15 protein-coding genes are annotated in these 17,664 nt (G+C 70.7%); 5 read left to right on the plus strand and 10 right to left on the minus strand.

Annotated elements, in window-relative coordinates; all coding sequences use genetic code 11:
- Positions 1 to 130 precede the first annotated feature (130 nt).
- Both ACTWP8_RS24630 and ACTWP8_RS24635 read left to right on the plus strand, forming a co-directional pair.
- Positions 131 to 574: an ATP-binding protein gene (locus ACTWP8_RS24630; RefSeq protein WP_443324304.1), complete on the plus strand. Its 444-nt coding sequence runs from the start codon at positions 131 to 133 to the stop codon at positions 572 to 574.
- Positions 575 to 774: 200 nt separating this feature from the next.
- Positions 775 to 1,482, plus strand: a complete 708-nt coding sequence (locus ACTWP8_RS24635; RefSeq protein WP_443324305.1) for a 5-formyltetrahydrofolate cyclo-ligase — start codon at positions 775 to 777, stop codon at positions 1,480 to 1,482.
- A gap of 81 nt (positions 1,483 to 1,563) precedes the next feature.
- Here the strand turns inward: ACTWP8_RS24635 and ACTWP8_RS24640 are convergent, their stop codons facing one another.
- The 10 genes from ACTWP8_RS24640 to ACTWP8_RS24685 all read right to left on the minus strand — a co-directional run bounded on the left by ACTWP8_RS24640 (position 1,564) and on the right by ACTWP8_RS24685 (position 14,223).
- Positions 1,564 to 3,105 (minus strand): NCS1 family nucleobase:cation symporter-1, encoded by a 1,542-nt coding sequence (locus tag ACTWP8_RS24640; RefSeq protein ID WP_443324306.1) that lies wholly within the window; start codon positions 3,103 to 3,105, stop codon positions 1,564 to 1,566.
- 27 nt (positions 3,106 to 3,132) lie between these two features.
- A complete protein-coding gene (locus ACTWP8_RS24645) occupies positions 3,133 to 4,137 on the minus strand; it encodes a TIGR03842 family LLM class F420-dependent oxidoreductase (protein WP_443324307.1) in 1,005 nt (334 codons plus the stop codon).
- A 13-nt stretch (positions 4,138 to 4,150) separates the two neighbouring features.
- Positions 4,151 to 5,551, minus strand: a complete 1,401-nt coding sequence (hydA, locus tag ACTWP8_RS24650; RefSeq protein ID WP_443324308.1) for a dihydropyrimidinase — start codon at positions 5,549 to 5,551, stop codon at positions 4,151 to 4,153.
- Between the two features lie 220 nt (positions 5,552 to 5,771).
- Positions 5,772 to 6,542, minus strand: coding sequence for a hypothetical protein (locus ACTWP8_RS24655; protein WP_443324309.1), 771 nt, complete (start codon positions 6,540 to 6,542; stop codon positions 5,772 to 5,774).
- Complete coding sequence (locus tag ACTWP8_RS24660; RefSeq protein WP_443324310.1) at positions 6,532 to 8,076, minus strand: substrate-binding and vWA domain-containing protein; 1,545 nt, start codon at positions 8,074 to 8,076, stop codon at positions 6,532 to 6,534. Before ACTWP8_RS24660 ends, ACTWP8_RS24655 begins: the two co-directional genes overlap by 11 nt.
- Before the next feature lie 56 nt (positions 8,077 to 8,132).
- A complete protein-coding gene (locus ACTWP8_RS24665) occupies positions 8,133 to 9,374 on the minus strand; it encodes a hypothetical protein (protein WP_443324311.1) in 1,242 nt (413 codons plus the stop codon).
- Between the two features lie 131 nt (positions 9,375 to 9,505).
- Positions 9,506 to 10,783, minus strand: coding sequence for an aspartate aminotransferase family protein (locus ACTWP8_RS24670; RefSeq protein ID WP_443324412.1), 1,278 nt, complete (start codon positions 10,781 to 10,783; stop codon positions 9,506 to 9,508).
- 110 nt (positions 10,784 to 10,893) lie between these two features.
- Complete coding sequence (locus tag ACTWP8_RS24675; protein WP_443324312.1) at positions 10,894 to 11,736, minus strand: nitrilase-related carbon-nitrogen hydrolase; 843 nt, start codon at positions 11,734 to 11,736, stop codon at positions 10,894 to 10,896.
- Positions 11,737 to 12,113: 377 nt separating this feature from the next.
- Positions 12,114 to 13,688 (minus strand): hypothetical protein, encoded by a 1,575-nt coding sequence (locus tag ACTWP8_RS24680; RefSeq protein WP_443324313.1) that lies wholly within the window; start codon positions 13,686 to 13,688, stop codon positions 12,114 to 12,116.
- 139 nt (positions 13,689 to 13,827) lie between these two features.
- Positions 13,828 to 14,223 carry a PPOX class F420-dependent oxidoreductase gene (locus tag ACTWP8_RS24685; protein WP_443324314.1) on the minus strand — a complete coding sequence of 132 codons (396 nt, stop codon included), beginning with the start codon at positions 14,221 to 14,223 and terminating at the stop codon, positions 13,828 to 13,830.
- 159 nt (positions 14,224 to 14,382) lie between these two features.
- Between ACTWP8_RS24685 and ACTWP8_RS24690 the strand changes: the two genes are divergently transcribed.
- The 3 genes from ACTWP8_RS24690 (at position 14,383) to ACTWP8_RS24700 (ending at position 17,637) form a co-directional block, all read left to right on the plus strand.
- Positions 14,383 to 14,628 (plus strand): hypothetical protein, encoded by a 246-nt coding sequence (locus tag ACTWP8_RS24690; RefSeq protein ID WP_443324315.1) that lies wholly within the window; start codon positions 14,383 to 14,385, stop codon positions 14,626 to 14,628.
- 70 nt (positions 14,629 to 14,698) lie between these two features.
- The gene (locus ACTWP8_RS24695; RefSeq protein WP_443324316.1) at positions 14,699 to 15,478 is read left to right on the plus strand and encodes an RNA polymerase sigma factor; all 780 of its coding nucleotides are present in this window, start codon (positions 14,699 to 14,701) and stop codon (positions 15,476 to 15,478) included.
- On the plus strand, positions 15,475 to 17,637 hold the full coding sequence (locus ACTWP8_RS24700; protein WP_443324317.1) for a M48 family metalloprotease: 2,163 nt from the start codon (positions 15,475 to 15,477) through the stop codon (positions 17,635 to 17,637). Before ACTWP8_RS24695 ends, ACTWP8_RS24700 begins: the two co-directional genes overlap by 4 nt.
- Positions 17,638 to 17,664 lie beyond the last annotated feature (27 nt).

The following is a 17,664-nucleotide window of genomic DNA, read 5'->3' on the forward strand; positions in this document are numbered from 1 at the left end:
CGAATCGACCCTATGGCTCAACCGTCCTCGATCTTATCCACGTTGGGTAACCCCCTGGACCTGATTCCGTAATCGCTCGCTGCGATCAGCTGTCCCCGTACCGCCAACGACAAAGCGACAAGGGGACGCGATGCACCCGATGACAACGCAGAACCGGGCGACTGAACAGCAGTGGAAGATGCAGTTCGCCTCGAACCCCAAGTGTGTCTCACTGGCTCGACGACTGGTCGGCAAGACGCTCACCCACTGGGGCTACAGCCAAGACGACGTCTTGCGTGTGATCCTGGTCTGCAGCGAGCTAACAACCAACGCCGTACTGCACGCCCGGAAACCCGGCCATCTCTTCGAAGTTCGCCTCACCGCCGACGGAGCGAACTGCCTCCTGGAGGTATCCGACGCGAGCCGCCGCCCGCCACGACCAGTCGATCCCGACACGGACGACGAGCATGGCCGCGGCCTCCAACTCGTAGTCAGTCTGACTGAAGAGACCGGCCACCACCCCCGCACTCCCATCGGCAAGACGGTCTGGGCCCGCCTGCACCTTGACGCCCCAGAAAGGGATCCAGGCGCATAACCTGATGGCGGCAGGTGACCCACCGCCGGAGACCGAAGGCAAAGATGGCAGTCCATCAAGGTGGCTCGGTCCGCTCGCCGCACGCTCCCTGACTCCGTGCCTGGCGGAACCGACCCGCGGTGCAGGAGGCGCAGGACAGGCTGATGGCTCTGGTGGAAGCGGCGTGAAAGGACTGACGTGCACCCGCAGATTGATCAAGAATGCAGCACGTACGTGAGCGTGTGTGGGACCTGCTCGACTCCGCCAACTCGGTCCACGATGCCTCAGTCCATGGCCGTATCCCCAACTTCAAGGGCTCTGAGCAGGCCGCGGACCGCCTTGCGGAGCTTTCAGCCTGGCACGAGACCCGGGTCATCAAGGCCGTGCCGGACAAGGCGCAGCTTCCGGTACGCGCCCGCGCGCTCGTCGAGGGCAAGACGGTGTTCATGGCCGTGCCGAAACTCGCCGACCCTCACCCGTTCTACCTCCTCGACCCGGCGGCGCTGGCAGTCCCGCCTGCCGAAGCTGCGGCGAGCAAGATCGCTGCGGCGGTCACACCGAAGGTGGACGTGGAAGCTCTGCGGCCCGTCGACATGGTGGTGGTCGGCAGTGTCGCGGTGAACCGGTCCGGCGTACGCATCGGCAAGGGGGCCGGGTACTCGGATCTGGAGTTCGCCTTTCTGATGGAGGCCGGGCTGATCAGCTCGCGAACCGTGGTGGTGACCACGGTCCATGCCGTGCAGGTCCTGGACGAAGAGCTACCGGCCACTGGCCACGACTTCGGGGTGGATCTGATCGTCACGCCCGATGAGGTCATCACATGCCGGTCTCCGCATCGCCCGGAGGGACTGGTGTGGGAGCACCTGGACGCGGAGAAGATCGCTTCCATCCCCGTCCTCGCGGCCCGCGCTCCTGCGGCCGGTCGCTGAGCGGCCGAGCAGAACAGCTCGGCCGACGGCGCCCGTTGAGGGCGCCGTCGGCGCAGTTACAAGGTTAACGAGTGTGGGCGGTCAGGGCCGTGCTGCCGTGGTGTGCCGCGGCAGCATCAGCACCGCGTACAGCACCAGCGACGTCCCCAGTCCCACCGCCCAGCCGTAGTCGGCGAGCGGCTGGAGGAGGGGAATCAGGCCGTCCTCCGGGAACGGGCCCTTGCCCGGGGCGGAGTACGAGCCGCCGACCGCGAGGGCGCCGCCGGCCGCGAAGGCCGTGATCGCCCGCCAGTTCCAGCCGGCGGCGTACCAGTAGCGGCCACCGGGCCGGTAGAGGTCGGCGAGGTCGAGGACCGTGCGCCGGACGATCCAGTAGTCGGCGATGAGGATGCCCGCGACCGTGCCGAGCAGCCCGCCGACCACGCCCAGCCAGGTGAAGATGTACAGCTCCGGGGTGGCCGTCAGCTTCCACGGGAAGATCACTACGCCGACGACGCCCGTGATCAGCGCGCCCGTACGGAAGTTGATGACCTTTGGGGCGAGGTTGGCCAGGTCGTACGCGGGCGAGACCACGTTGGCCGCGATGTTGACCGAGATCGTCGCGACGAGGACCGTCACCAGCGCGAAGAGCAGGCCGAAGGCGTTGTCCGTCTTCCCCGCGAGGGCGACCGGGTCCCACAGCGCCTCGCCGTAGACGGCCTGGGAACCCGAGGTGACGAGGACGGACAGCAGCGCGAAGGCGGTCATGGTGGTGGGCAGGCCGAGGGACTGGCCCCAGACCTGGGCGCGCTGGCCGCGGCCGAAGCGGGTGAAGTCCGGGATGTTCAGCGACAGCGTGGCCCAGAAGCCGATCATGCCCATGAGGGACGGGAAGAAGACCTTCCAGAAGTCGCCGCCCCAGCCGAGTTTCGAGGGCTGGTCGAGCAGCGGCCCGAAGCCGCCAGCCTTGTTCGCGATCCAGACCAGCAGGACCAGCGCGCCCACGAGCACGAAGGGCGCGGCCCAGTTCTCGAAGCGCCGCAGGGTCTCCATGCCCCGGTAGATGATGGCGAGTTCGACCACCCAGAAGACGACGAAGCAGAGCCACAGCGTCCACGGGTAGCCGCCGACCTCCGTGGCGCTCGCCCAGCCGCCGCCGAACAGCTTGCCGAGCAGGATGTAGATGCCCTGGCCGCCGATCCAGGTCTGGATGCCGAACCAGGCGCACGCCACGGCGGCCCGGATCAGCGCGGGCAGATTGGCCCCCCGCAGCCCGAACGAGGCGCGTGCCAGGACGGGGAACGGGATCCCGTACTTGGGTCCCGCGTGTCCGGTCAGCAGCATCGGGAAGAGGACGATGACGTTGCCGAGGGCGATGGTGAGAACGGCCTGCTTCCAGTCCATGCCAAGGGCGACGAGCCCGGAGGCAAGCGTCCAGGACGGGATGTTGTGGGCCATGCCGACCCACAGCGCTGCGAAGTTGTACGTGGTCCAGTGCCGGTCAGCGACCGGGACGGGCCGAAGGTCGTCGTTCGAGAAGGGGCCGTCGGGCAGCCGCGTGCCCGGCGGGAGCTCCACCCGGCCGTCGGCGTGGGTGAGTTGGGCTATGGCGGCAGGTGGCTGGGCGGGCGGGGCGTCGGTCATGTCAGGGCCATTCGTCCGGGGAACCGTTCACTTTCCGGCAAGGGCGGGAATCACGTGCTCCCCGTACGCGTCGATGGTCGACTCCCTGGCGTCGTGCATCGCGTAGACCGCGAACTGGTCCACGCCCAGGTCCCGGAGCGCCTTCAGCTTCGCCACATGCGCCTCGGGCCGGCCCAGCAGGCAGAAGCGGTCGACGATCTCGTCGGACACGAAGTCCGTCGACGGGTTCCCGGTCCTGCCGTGGTGGCTGTAGTCGTAGCCCTGGCGTGCCGTGATGTACTCCGTCAGCGCCTCCGGTACGAGGTCGGAGTGCTCGCCGTAGCGCGCCACCAGGTCGGCGACGTGGTTGCCGACCATGCCGCCGAACCACCGGCACTGCTCGCGCGCGTGCGCCAGGTCGTCGCCCACGTACGCGGGCGCGGCCACGCAGATCGTCAGCGCGTCCGGGTCCCGGCCCGCCTCGGCGGCCGCGGCCCGTACGGACCCGACCATCCACTCCGTCAGATACAGGTCGGCGAGCTGAAGGATGAAACCGTCGGCCTTCTGCCCCGCCAGCGCGAGGGCCTTGGGCCCGTACGCGGCCATCCAGACCGGCAGTTTCCCGTCCTTCACCCACGGGATGCGGATGGATTCGCCGTCCACCCTCGCCTCGCGCCCCTCCGCGAGGTCGCGGATGGCGCCGATCGCCTCCCCGAGGCGGGCCAGGGTGTTGGGTTTGCGTCCGGCCACGCGCATCGCGGAGTCGCCGCGCCCGATGCCGCAGACGGTGCGGTTGCCGTACATCTCGTTGAGCGTGGCGAAGGTGGAGGCGGTGACCTCCCAGGTGCGGGTGCCCGGGTTGGTGACCATCGGCCCGACGATCAGCCGCTGGGTGTGCTCCAGGATGCGGCTGTAGATGACGAACGGCTCCTGCCACAGCACGGCGGAGTCGAAGGTCCAGCCGTAGCGGAAGCCGTTGCGCTCGGCGCGGCGCATGAGGCCGACGACGGCGGACGCGGGCGGGTCGGTCTGCAGGACGAGTCCGAAGTCCATGGCGGCCCCCTTTTCAGATCAGGTATTGGCAGGTGCCGCGTGGCACGTACTGGCCGTGGCCGGCCCGGCCGGTGAACTCGCCCCCGTCGACGACCGGTTCACCGCGCGAGAGCACGGTCTCCACGCGGCCGGTGACCCGCTTGCCCTCATACGCCGAGTAGTCGACGTTCATGTGGTGGGTCTCGGCGGACAGCACCTGCTCGGCGTGCGGGTCGTAGATGACGACGTCGGCATCCGCGCCCGGCGCGATGGTGCCCTTGCGCGGGTAGAGGCCGAACATCCGGGCCGGGGTGGCGCAGGCGATCTCGATCCAGCGGCGGCGCGAGATGTGCCCGTCGACGACGCCCTGGTGGAGCAGGTCCATCCGGTTCTCCACGCCCGGCAGGCCGTTGGGAATCTTGGAGAAGTCGCCGCGGCCCAGCTCCTTCTGGCCCGCGAAGCAGAAGGGGCAGTGGTCGGTGGAGACGACCTGGAGGTCGTTGGTGCGCAGGCCCCGCCACAGGGCGGCCTGGTGCTCGCGGGGCCGCAGAGGCGTCGAGCACACGTACTTGGCGCCCTCGAAGTCCGGCTCCGCGAGGTTGTCGGTGGACAGGAAGAGGTACTGGGGACAGGTCTCTCCGAAGACGTTGAGCCCCTTGTCGCGGGCCTGGGCCAGCTCGGCGACGGCCTCCTCGGCCGAGACGTGGACGACGTACAGCGGGGCTCCGGCGACCCGGGCGAGCTGGATGGCGCGGTGGGTGGCCTCGGCCTCCAGCAGCACCTTGCGCACCTCGCCGTGGTAGCGCGGGTCGGTGCGGCCCTCCGCGAGGGCCTGCTCGATGAGGACGTCGATCGCGATGCCGTTCTCCGCGTGCATCATGATCAGCCCGCCGTTGGCGGCGGAGCGCTGCATCGCCCGCAGGATCTGCCCGTCGTCGCTGTAGAAGACGCCCGGGTAGGCCATGAAGAGCTTGAAGGAGGTGATGCCCTCCGCGACGAGGAGGTCCATCTCCTTGAGCGAGGCCTCGTTGACGTCGGAGACGATCATGTGGAAGGCGTAGTCGATGGCGCAGTTGGAGTCCGCCTTCGCGTACCAGGCGTCGAGCCCGGCGCGCAGGGCCTGCCCTTGGGTCTGCACGGCGAAGTCGACGATCGTGGTCGTCCCGCCCCAGGCGGCGGCCCGGGTCCCGGTCTCGAAGGTGTCGGAGGCGAAGGTGCCGCCGAAGGGCAGCTCCATGTGGGTGTGGGCGTCGACCCCGCCCGGGATCACGTACTTGCCGGTGGCGTCGACCGTACGGTCGGCGGTCCAGCTCTCGCCGTACGCGCTGCCGTGCGCGGCCAGGGCGGCGATCCTGCCGTCCTCGATGAGCACATCGGCGTGGATCTCGTCTGCGGCGGTGATGACGAGGCCGCCGCGGATGACGGTGCGGGTCATGCTCCCACTCCTTCCGGTCGGCTCCGGGCCTGCCCGTTGCGTGTGGAGGCGTTGCGCTCACGCGCCACCGCCCCGACCTCTACGCACGTAGACCCCGGCGTGGTGATGAACGTAGAAGGTGGTACCCACTGTGGCAATACCGCCGCTGTTAATCGCGGAAGACCATCACGTTTCCCGTGCCGGGAGACCCGCCCGGCCCAACCCCGCCGGCGGCCGAAGGTCACCGGAAGATGGCGAAAGCCAGCACTTCAAGGACCCCTTCCTCGGAGTTCCAGTTCTCGACTTTGCCGAAGCAGCGCGCCCGGAAGGGGCCCGCGGGGACCTCGTTGCGCAGACCCTCCGTAGCGCACCTGAGGCGGACGTGGTAGCGGCCGTGCTCGGGGTCTTCTGGAGCCCCGTACGGTGCCAGGAAGACGGTGCTCTCGGTGGTTTCGTCGATCTTCCGGAACCGTCCTCTGATCAGCACGAACGGCTCCATGTCCTGCAGACGTACGGCCCTGACCCGCCCGGCTGGTCCCGGACGGGCGGCCAGTTCGTCGGCCAGCGCCCTGTTCCGTCTGACGGCCCGGCCTACGAGGTCGACGTGGACGATGGCGTCCTTCCGCTCCAGGACGTCCACGATGAGGCCGATCACCGAGATGGGCTCGGCCACCTCCAGGTACTTGCTGACGACCTCCACGCTGTCGCGCTTGCCGCCGCCCGCGCCGACGCCGAAGACGGCGGCACGGATGTTCGCGTTCTTGCTGTCACTGGTCCGCAGCTCGACCTCCTTGCGGAGCGCCGGGGCGTAGCCGCGCATCTGGTAGTGGTCCATGACCAGTTCGTCGTTCAGGTAGAAGCAGATGCTGTCGGTGACTCTCTGGTCCCGGGCGCGCCTGCCGCGGGACAGCCATGTGGCGGTCACGTATACCAGCGCCATCGCGGCGGCCGCGGTCGCCGACCACAGGAGCATCCACGGCCACCAGATGCTCCACCACGCTTCACTGAGCACACCCACGGATCTCCTTGAAAGCGTTGAGGAGGGAGCGGTCGGTGGCGTCGACCATGCGACCGCCGGTTTTCCGTGCCGCCCGGTCGAGGTCCCCGGTGTCCGCCTCGCCGTAGCGGATGGTGTACGTGCGCACCGCGCGGGCCGCAGCGGGCAGGGACTGATAGCGGCGGATGAACGTGTCGAGGTCGATCCCGTCGTTGTTCTCGCCGTCCGTCATGAGGACGATCGAGACGGGCTCGCCCGGATGGTCGCGCACACTCCGCGACAGCTTCCGGTAGGCGTGGTCGAGCGCGGACCAGATCGCGGTGCTGCCGTCGAAGTCCGCACGGTGCACGAATCCGCGGAGCCGGTCCAGGTCACGCCGCCCGCCGTAGGTCAGGCTCCGCTCGTCGAGCACGCGCCCGCCGAACCGCATCACCGTCAGCGTCTCGCCCCGGTAGAACCTGACGAACTTTCCGGAGCGGGAGTCATCGGCCCCGCTGAGTCCGTCGAAGGTGGCGCGCAGGTCCGCGATGCGCTCGCCTCTCATCGATCCGGAGAAGTCGAGCAGGAAGACCACCCGGGCGGGCCGGTCCCGCCCGGGATCGCCGTAGTCGGCGAGAAGCTTGTCGACGACCTTCTGGTCGTCCGGGAAGTACAGCGCGTTGCCGATGGGGTCGCGGAGGCGGGCGGTGCGGGGCAGCGCGGGATCGACCGGCCTGCGCAGCGTCCGCTCCATGATCTTCTTCTGGACGGGTTCGCTCTTGAGCCAGTCGACGACCTTGTCGTACGCCGCGCGCCTGGCCGGGTCGAGCAGCAGCAGGGGGTAGTCGGACAGCACCATGCCGTCCTTCGGGTAGACGATCTCCAGCGGCCGGCGCAGCTTCCCGCTGTCGTTGAGGGAGAGCAGCTCCGACTCGTAGGTGATCAGGGCATCGAGGTCGTCCTGGCGCCGTACGAAGGACTCGGTCAGCTGCCGGGACGAGTCCGCGGTGAGCCGCTGCCCGGTGAAGAAGCCGCGCAGCCGGTCGCAGGAGACGTCCTCGGGACGCAGGGCCTCGCCGGTACCCGCGGCCGCGGTGGCCACTCCGACGAGCGTGGCCAGGCCGCTGTTGGAGTGCCGCGGATCGGCCATGCCGAAGCGCAGCGACCCGGCGGCCGCGGCGTCGGCGGCGTCCGCCCAGGAGATCTGGCCGCCGGGCGTCCCGCGGCGGAGCCGGTCGGCCGTCTCCTGCTTCATGCCGATGACCACGGGGGACTTCATGATGCTGGTGCCCAGCGGCCGTTCCGCGCCCTGTCCGGCCTCCTTCAGCTTGAGCTGGAAGTAGCGGTCGGAGGACAGCCAGGCGAAGTCGTGCCGGTAGTCGCCGGGGGCGAGCGCGGTGCTGGCGTCCACGGTGCTCCGGTAGTCGAGCTCCAGCGTGACGCCGGTGTCGCGCCGGAGGTCGTCCAACAGCGGCCGCATGTCGGCGAGTTCCGGGCTGGCCAGCACCGTCAGGGTGGCGGTCTCGGGGCCGTCCGTGGAGCACGCCGTGAGGACCGTGCCCAGCGTCATCCATGCCAGGCACAGCGCGAAGACGGCCCGCGGGCGCCGGCGCAACCCCCCTGCCCTCATCCCCGGTCCCCCGGTTCCGCCACGGCGGGCGGGCAGTCGCCCACGATGGAGATCATCCGCTCCAGGAGGGCCAGCCTGGGCATGGCCGACCTGGTGTCGCCCGCCATCTCGGGGACCGGGATCTCGCGCTCCTCCAGGAACCGCGTCAGCTGGTCGCCTGCGACCTTCCCGGTCGGGTCGAGGATCCGGAAGCCCAGTTCCATGGCCCGGCTGCGCAGTTCGGGGTCATGGGTGATCAGCTCGCCGAGCCGGTCCCCCGCACGGGTGAGCGCGATGTACTGGGGCTGGGTCACGAACTGGGGCGAGGGGTAGAGGAGCACCCGGTCGGCGTCCAGCCTCCCCGCGTGAGCCTGGTACTGCGCCTGGTAGGCGAGGTACTGGTGCTCGTACGCCACCACCACGGGGCCTATTCCCTTCCCCTCCGGGGAGGTGTAGGTGCGGAACAGATCGTCGGGCGGCAGGCCCTGCCCGGTGAGGAACGGCTTGATGTCCCGGCCGAGGGTGTCCGCTTCCTTACCGGTGTCCGGCACGTCGCCGTCGCTGCGGGTGAAGGCGACCAGCGCCAGGTAGGTGACCCCCGAGTTGGTCCCGCAGACATCCGGCGTCTGGGCGAGGACCTTGTTCCCGTTGGTGACCCCGTGGTCCTCGATCTTGAGATCCTCCCACTTGCGGCCTTCCTCGATCAGCCCGAGGAAGGCCTTCATGTCGAGGGTGTAGTAGAGCGGCCGGTCCTGACCGGTGCCGCCCTGCGGGGCGGCGACTCCCCGGTCCCGCAGCGTCTCGGCGTACTCGCGGTAGGTGGCGAGCACGATGGGGCTGACGAACGGCCGGTGCACCTTGGCGTACCGGCCCTTCGCCGCGCGCTGCGTGGTGATCAGGTCGCCGGCGGGCTGCCCGGAGGGAAACACGAAGTCGTACGAGGCGATGTCCCGGATGGCCACCTCACGCGACCCCGAACTGGTCGTGTGGACCCGCAGGTGATACTTCATCAGGATCCGCTGGACCTCTTCGTCCTCGAAGAAGTCCCGCTTGGACGCCATCTTGCCCTCGAGCGTGGTGACGTGCTCGAACGGCACCAGGATGTTTCCCGAGATGCCCAGCACGGCCACACCCGTCAGGACGGCGGCCAACAGGGGCAGGAAGGCGGCGAGGAAGCGGCGCCGCGACCACAGGGAGGACGACCGGCGCTGGATGGCTAACCGCGGTTCTTCGACAACTGGTCTCTGCCCGACGGTCACGGACGCCTCCCCCGTTGTGCCGCGCGTCAGCTCATGGGCCAGTATTCACGATTCCACGGTGAAGCGGGCGCGCTCCGGCGAAGCCCGAGTGGACAACTCGGCCTCGCCGGAAGGGAGCTGCGGCCCGCGCGTCAGGTCTGCCACTCCGCCGCGACCTCGGACTGCACACGCGTCAGGGCGGCTTCGAGCAGGGCCGCCCCCTCCTCGGCCTCGGCGACGCTCAGCGACATCGGCGGGGCGATGCGCAGCGCGTTGCCCTCGCGGCCGCCCTTGCCGATGAGCACGCCCTCCTCGCGGGCGTACTCGAGCGCGAGGGTAGCGGCGTGCGCGGAGGGCGCGCCGTCGGGGTCGACCAACTCGATCCCGATCATCAGGCCGCGGCCGCGCACCTCCCGTACGACCGGCAACCCGGCGGCGACGGCGCGGAGCCGCTCGATGAGCAGCCCGCCGACGCGGCGGGAGTTGCCCTGGAGGTCGTGCTCGATGAGATACGAGAGGTTGGCCAGGCCCGCGGCCATGGTGACGGGGCTGCCGCCGAAGGTGGAGATGGAGTTGGCGTCGAGGCAGTTCATGACCTCGGCGCGGGCGACGACCCCGCCGATGGCCATGCCGTTGCCGATGCCCTTGGCGAAGGTGAGCAGGTCGGGCGGGCCGTTCCGGGCGTGCGCCTGCCAGCCCCAGAAGTGCTCGCCCGTCCTGCCCCAGCCGGTCTGCACCTCGTCCGAGATCCACAGGATTCCGTGCTCCTGAAGGACCTCGCGGAAGGCGGCGAACAGGCCGTCGGGCGGGAGGGTGAACCCGCCGACGCCCTGCACCGGTTCGGCGATCAGCGCGGCGACCGAGCCGCGCTGCGTCTGCGCCAGCATGTCCTGGAGGTCGGCGACGCAGGCCTCGATGAACTGGGCGTCGGACAGCTGCGCGTACGGGCCGCGGGTGCGGATGCCGCCGTGCACGTACAGCGTCTGGAGCGGGGACAGGCTGGTCGGCGACCAGGCGGAGTTGCCGGTGACGCCGATGGTGGAGAAAGAGCGGCCGTGGTAGCTGTTGCGCAGCGCCAGGATCTGGTTCGACCGGCGGTAGGTGGTCGCCAGCAGCAGGGCCGCGTCGTTGGCCTCGGTGCCGGAGGTGGTGAAGAAGACCCGCGCGTCCGGGATGCCGGACAGGGTGGCGATGCGCTCGGCCAGGTCCACCATGGGGCGGTTGAGGTAGAGGGTGGAGGAGTGGATGATGCGGCTCGCCTGCTCGCTGACGGCCTTGGTCACCTCGGGCAGGGCGTGGGCGGTCATGGTCGTGAGGATGCCGCCGAAGAAGTCGAGGTAGCGGCGCCCTTCGGCGTCCCAGACGTGGCGGCCCTCGCCGTGGGTGAGCTCCAGCGGGTCGCGGTAGTAGAGCGCGAGCCAGTCGGGCATCACGGCCTTGTGGCGGCCGATCAGCGCCGGGTGGGGGTCGGGCGGGGGGACAGCCGGGCCGGACTCGGGCCGGGGGACAGCCGGGTGCGATTCGGGCGGGGGAAGCGGTGTCACGGCTGCACCAGCCCCTCGTACGCGTCGGGCCGCCGGTCCCGGTAGAACGCCCACTGCTGCCTGACCTCGTCGATCAGGCCGAAGTCGAGGTCCCGTACGACGAGTTCCTCCTTCTTGTCGCTGGCGACCTCGCCGACGAACTGGCCGCGCGGGTCGACGAAGTAGCTGGTGCCGTAGAAGTCGTTGTCGCCGTACTCCTCCTGGCCGACGCGGTTGATGGCGGCGATGAAGTACTCGTTGGCGACGGCGGCCGCGGGCTGTTCCAGCTGCCAGAGGTAGGCGGACAGACCGCGGGAGGTGGCGGAGGGGTTGTAGACGAGCTGGGCGCCGGCCAGACCCAGGGCCCGCCAGCCCTCGGGGAAGTGGCGGTCGTAGCAGATGTAGACGCCGACCTTGCCCACGGCCGTGTCGAAAACGGGCCAGCCCAGATTGCCCGGCTTGAAGTAGTACTTCTCCCAGAAGCCCTTGACCTGGGGGATGTGGTGCTTGCGGTACTTGCCGAGGACGCTGCCGTCGGCGTCGATCACGACCGCGGTGTTGTAGTAGAAGCCGGACTGCTCGACCTCGAAGACGGGGACGACGACGACCATGCCGGTCTCGCGGGCGAGCGCCTGCATGCGGCGTACGGTCGGCCCTTCGGGCACGGGCTCGGCCCAGCGGTAGTGCTCAGGCTCCTGGACCTGGCAGAAATAGGGCGCGTTGAAGACTTCCTGGAAGCCGATCACCTGGGCGCCCTGGCGGGCCGCCTCCCGGGCGTGCTCCTCATGCTTCGTGATCATGGACTCGGTATCGCCGGTCCAAGTCGCCTGGACCAGTGCGGCGCGGACGACATTGGCCATGAGCTGCTCCTTCTCCCCCAGAGCTTCGCCTGGGTGGTACCCCCACGCTGTGCGGGCGCGGCGGGGCCCGCTCCCCCGCTGACGTCAGAGAGCCACTACGCCGCCTCTACCCACCCTCTACGCACGTAGACGCGGGACGTAGATGGAGAACGTAAGCCCCGTCACACCCCGTGGCAAGACCATCGCCGTTACGCGGCAGAGTCGATCACGTTTCATACCGCAACGGGCCACATCGGACATGGTCCGTGCCCTGCTCGGCGCGTCCTTCCTGGTGGTCCGGGGCTGCTCGGAAGGCGTTCGGAGGGCTTCGGAGGGGCTTTCGGAGGGGCTTTTGGGAAGGCCTTCCGAGGCGCTCCGGGAGTCCCGCAGCGGTGCGGTCAGACGACGTCGGGCACGCCCTGCAGTCCCGCGATCCGCATCGCATGCGCGACGTCGCGCTGCCGGTGCGTCGAGACGCCCGTGGCCGCATCGAGCACCATTGGCACGAGTGCCTCCGGATCCGCTTCCGCGACGCGCGCCACCTCCTCCGGCGTACGGGCCCTGAGCAGCGCGTCGAGCAGGGTGTCGGCCTCGTCGGTGCGGTCCGCGTCGCGCAGCGCGATGAGCGCGTCGGCGAGCTCCGGGGCGGGCCGGGCCACCGCCTGGCGCAGCAGGGTGCGGCAGTCGCCCGTGCGGTCCCCGTCCGTGAGCGCGGCGGCCGCGGCTGCCAGGGCCTGGGGCGGCAGGCAGGACGCCTCCCACAACAGCGTTGCCACATCTGCCGCGAGGCCCGACCGCTCGAGCCCGGCGACCAGCAGCGGCAGCTGCTCGGCGGGCCCGGCCACGGCCTCGCACAGCACGACGTACGCCTCGCCGCCACGCTCCGATGCGCGCAGCGCGGCGAGCCGCTCCACGGCCTCGTCGGTGGCGCGGCGGGCGGCCGCGAGGTCGGGTGAGTCCTGCGGCGCGGCCTCCGCCCGCTTGGGCGCGCGGTCGCGTCCGCCCCGCTTCCCGGCCCGCGGCTCTTTCGGCGCGCGGGGTTCTTTGGGCGGGCGGGGCTCCTTCGGCGTCTCGTAGGCACCGGCGAAGCGGGCGCCGCGCGGCTTGACGGGTGCCGGAGCCGCGGCCTCGGGGGTGGCGGGTACGGCGGCGGGCTCGGCCTTGTCGGTGTCCTCGATCCCCGCGAACCGGGCGCCCCGTGAGGCGACCGCCCGCTTGGGCGGCCTGCCGGGGTCGGGAGCGCCGCGCGACGGCTGTTCGGGCTCGCGCCCGCTTTCTTCGTGGTCATGGTGGTGGCGGGCCTCGCGGGGATGCGGCACGCGCACGGCTTCGCCGGCGGCGTCGGGGCGCGGCTGGCCCGGCCGGTGGTCCCCCGGGACGGCCCCCGGGTCCTTTCCCTGCTCCCGTTCCTGCTCCCTTCCCTGCTCCCGTTCCCGCTCGCCGCCGTGTTGGCGGCCGTGCGCACGGCCGTCCTCGAGCGTCGCCAGGCGAGCCCGGAGCTCCGCGCAGCGGGCCGTCGCGCGTTCGCGATCATCCTGGGCCCAGGCCAGCTCCGCCTCGAGGCGCTCGGCCTCTGCCCTGCTCCCGGCGGAGGCCAGCGCCGCGCTCAGCTCGCGCTCGCGCGCCGCCGCGTAGCTGTTCTCCCTGAGCATGACGTCCAGCCGGTCGAGCAGCGCTTCCCGCCCGCCGATCCACCGGTCGTACGCGGCGACCGAGGCGCGGTGCAGCTGCTCGGCGCGGGCGCGCTGGCGGTCGGCCACGGGGGTGCCGTGCCGTACGGCCAGGTCCTGGAAGAGGGATTCCACGACGTCCCAGGGCAGCACCTCGCTGCCCTCCAGACAGGCCCGGATGCCGTCGGGGTCGCGCTGCGCGAACACCCCGTACCAGCCCGCCTCCGGGTCGAGTGCGCCCAGGAGTTGATGCAGATAGTCGGCGAACTCCGCGACGTCGTCGGGGAGTTGCTGGTCCAGCATGTCCCACCCCTCTCGCCCGGCGGCCCCTTCTCTCTCCCGCGGCAGAGACCTCCGGGCCCGATGGCATTCGACACCTCTGGGATTAGGCGGGTGTCGCGATCGTGTTACGGGAAGTTTTCGAGTGTCGCACGGGGAGGCGTCAGAAGATGACGGCAATGCCTGTATGCGGGCGCTTACCGAGGCGTACGAGCGCGCCGCCACCGTCGACGATCCGGAACCGCCAGCCGTACTTGCCGGCGAGCAGTCCGCGTACCCGGCGGAGCCCGTCGGCGTCCAGCAGCTCCGCATCGCCTTCCGCCGCCGTCGCCCCTTCGGCGGTGCGGCCGCGGGCATCGCATGGGGTGACGGTGACGCGGCGGTTGTTGCGGATGCGCTTGACCTTGCCGGAGTCGGTGCGCGTCCAGACGTAGAGCCGCTCGCCGTCCGAGACGGCCCAGACGGGCGTCGGCACGGGGGTGCCGTCGCGGCGGTAGGTGACGAGGCTGACGTACGGACTGCGGCCGAGTGCGTCCAGGGCGGCGGGGGCGGGGGTCATGGGGCTGAGCCTAGACCCGGCTGCCCGCCAGGGTGCGCCGGAAATCCCGGAACGGAGGTGAACACAACACCGCCGAAAGCCTGTTACCGGGTGTGGACCACGTGGACCACGTGGACACGTGGACCCGAAACCGAGCGGAGGCAGGAGGTGTCTTCACACGTGTCGGACCCGATGATCGTCGCAGTCGTTCTCGTCGTGGCGGCGGCCGTACCCAGAGTCGTGCTCTTCTGGCTGATGGCCAGGGAGCGGGAGCGTATCTTTTCCCTTGCGCTGTACGCGGAGCGCACCGATGTCGTCATGGAGCACAGCGGCCCGGAACGGGCCCGGCTGGCAATGCGGGCGGGGCGCGGCGCTCGCGGCGTGGAGCGAGGGGGATGCGGTGACGACCGAGTCGGCCAGAACTGACGGCGCTCATGGCGCTCACGGCGCTCATGGCATCGAGGGCGCTCATGACGCCGATGGCGCCGATGGCTCCGTGGCCCCTGATGGCTTCGACGCCTTCTTCGAGCGCTCCTTCCCCAGCATGATGGCCCGGGCCCTCATCCTGTGCGGCCACCGGCAGGACGCCGAGGACGCGGTGCAGGAGGCGTACGCCGAGGCGTTCCGCAGGTGGGAGCGGTTGCGCGGGTACGACGCACCGGACGCCTGGGTGTACCGGATCGTACGGCAGCGCTTATCGGCGGTCTCGCGACGCAAAGCGCGGTGGCGGCCCGCGGAGCTGGACAGCATCCCGCATCCGCCGGCCGCCGGCGTGGAACAGGCAGTGGAGGCGCGCGCGGTGCTCTCAGCGCTGGCCGCTCTGCCCCGCCGCCAGCGGACCGTCCTGGTCCTGCACTGCCTTCAGGGCATGTCGCAGGAGGCCATCGCCGACGAGCTGGGGCTGAGCCGGGGCGGCGTCGCGGCCAGCCTGTTCAAGGCCCGTAAGAAGCTGAAGAAGGTGCTGGGCATGCCGGACAGGGGAACCGGCGGAGCCGGTGAACTGGGCCGAGCGCGCGATGAGTTGATCTCCACGGACGTGCTCCGGGCCCGGCTCGCCGAAGCCCCGGCGGGGCAGAGCGGCGATCCGCTGACCGAGCGCCTGCACCGGACGGAGGTCTGGCTTCGCGGGGGTTTCACGGCGGAGCGCGAGACCATGGCGCGCATCCACGAACGGATCCGCACACGTACGAGTCAACACGTCCCCGGACAGGTCCGCGAACACGTCCACAATGCGGTGACCGGGCCGCGGCCCGAGGCGAAGGACGGCCGGCGGTGACCGCGACGCTGCGGGCGCTGCTCGCCCTGGCGCTGGTGGCCGGTTTCTACGCGCTGGCCTGGACGCTGGTCCTCGTCTATGTCGCGTTCGCGCTGCTCACGCTGTACGTCGTGTTCAGCTCCGAGGCGCCCCTCCAGTCGCCGACGCCCCTCTATCTCGTCGCCTTCAGCACCCCGGCGATCCTGGCGGTGATCCGCGGACTCTTCGCGGGCGGAGCCTCGCCCGGCGCCCAGCCGGGCTCGGTCCGGGTCGGCCGGCGGAAGGCTCCCGAGCTGTGGGAGGCGGTCACGGACCTCGCCGAGCGGGTCGGCGCCCCCGCGCCGACAGACATTCGGCTGACCCTTGACGTCAACGCGGCGGTGAGCGAGGAGACGCGGTTCGGATTCGGGGTGGCGCAGCGCCGGATGTATATCGGGGTGCCGCTGCTGGCGGGGCTGCGCGCCGATGAGATGCGCGCCGTGCTCTGCCATGAACTGGGGCACTACGCGCGCCGCCACACCAGGTTCGGCGCGACGGTCTACCGCGGCTCGGCCGCCCTGAACACGGCTCTCCAGGGCATCGCGGATGCCGCCGCCGGCAACAAGCTGATCGCGTACTACTCGGGCTTCCAGTACCGCCTGCTGTCGGCCTACGCCTGGCTGTACGACGCGGCGTCCTTCGCCATCCGCCGCCGCCAGGAGTTCGAGGCCGACGCGGCCGCGGCGGCGGTCGTCGGCAAGGAGGCCACGTCCGAAGCGCTGTCCTTGGTGCATGTGCTGGGCGCCGCCTGGGAGGACTTCAGGACCAGGTTTCTCGACCCCATGCGGGAGATCGGCCGCGTACCCGACGACCCGCTACGCGCCTTCGGGCTGATGGTCACCGATCCCGCGTACGAAGCGGCGCTCGCCCGCTGGCGGCGCGACCTCCCCGAACAGCCCAGATCCCGGCTGGACTCCCACCCTCCGCTCGACGAGCGGCTGGCCGCACTGGCACGGCGTACGGATGTGCCGGCGGCGCGCGACCTGTCGCCTGCGCTCGCCTTGCTGGGCGAGTCGGGCCGCGTGCCCGCATCCGTCTGGGCGGCGCTGTCGCGGTGGGGGACGGAAAGGCGTCAGGAGCAGCAGCCGTGGCGCGACTGGGTGGACGATGCGGCCGAACTCCAGGCGATCCGGGCGATCGAGGACCTGAGGGTGGCGATCGGACTCATCGGCACCGCGAGCTCAACCCTCGGCGGGGTGCTCGACCTGCTGGAATCCGGGCGCGGCGAGGAACTGGCCGGCGCGCTCCGCGACACCCGCTGGGGAGAGCGGCAGTGGGGCGACCTGGGCGAGGACCGCCTGCTCACAGCCGTCTGGACCCTGGTGGGACAGGGACTGGTCACGGCGGGCAAGGCCGCCTGGAGTGCCGAGTGGACCGGCCCCGGCAAGCTGGTGACCCTGGACGCCGACGCCGCCGTTGCGTACGAGCTCGTACGCGTGGCAGTCGCCCAGCCCTCCGACATCGCGGAGCTGCGCTTCCACCTCGTCCTCTGCGGCGTCAACGGCGCCGTTCCCATGAGCGAGGCCGGAGCCGCATCCGCCCTGCGGGTGCCGGCCAGGAAGACCGGGCGCTCCCCCAGCTCCGCGGACGGCTCCACGAGGGGGCAACGCAAGATCAGCGCTGGAGGCCTCGCCGTCACCGTGGTGCTCAGCGCGGTCTTCCTCTCGGGATACCTCAGGAGCGACGGTTCGCCGTCGGTGCCTCCGGTCCGCCCGGTGGACAGCCAGGCCGACTGGGGCCTGACGCCTCCCGCGTACCCCTCCCCCGGTCTCGGAACGGCCTATCCGGCCCTTCCGACACCGGGTACCGCCGACCCGACTCCGGACCGTCTGAACAGTTCGTCGCTCCCCGAGTCCCTCCCCTCCTCCCTCCCCTCGTCTCTCCCGTCATCCCTGCCCAGGGCCGGCTGCGGGACGCCAGGCGTGTCGTACGCGGGCGGGTGCCTGCCGTTCCCCGAGCTGGGGCTCCACCACACGGTCACGGTGAAACCGGGCGACACGCTGTCGAAGCTCGCCTGCCGGTACGTGAGCACGGTGGACGAGCTGGTCGAGGTCAACCACCTGAAGTCCACCGGCCTCCGCCCCGGCCAGAAACTGAAGGTCCCCGGGACCCCCGGCCTCACCCGCACGCGCTGCGGATAACGGCGCCGGACCACCGCCGCGCCGGAC

This window comes from Streptomyces sp. 7N604, assembly GCF_052245475.1.
Lineage (GTDB): Bacteria > Actinomycetota > Actinomycetes > Streptomycetales > Streptomycetaceae > Streptomyces.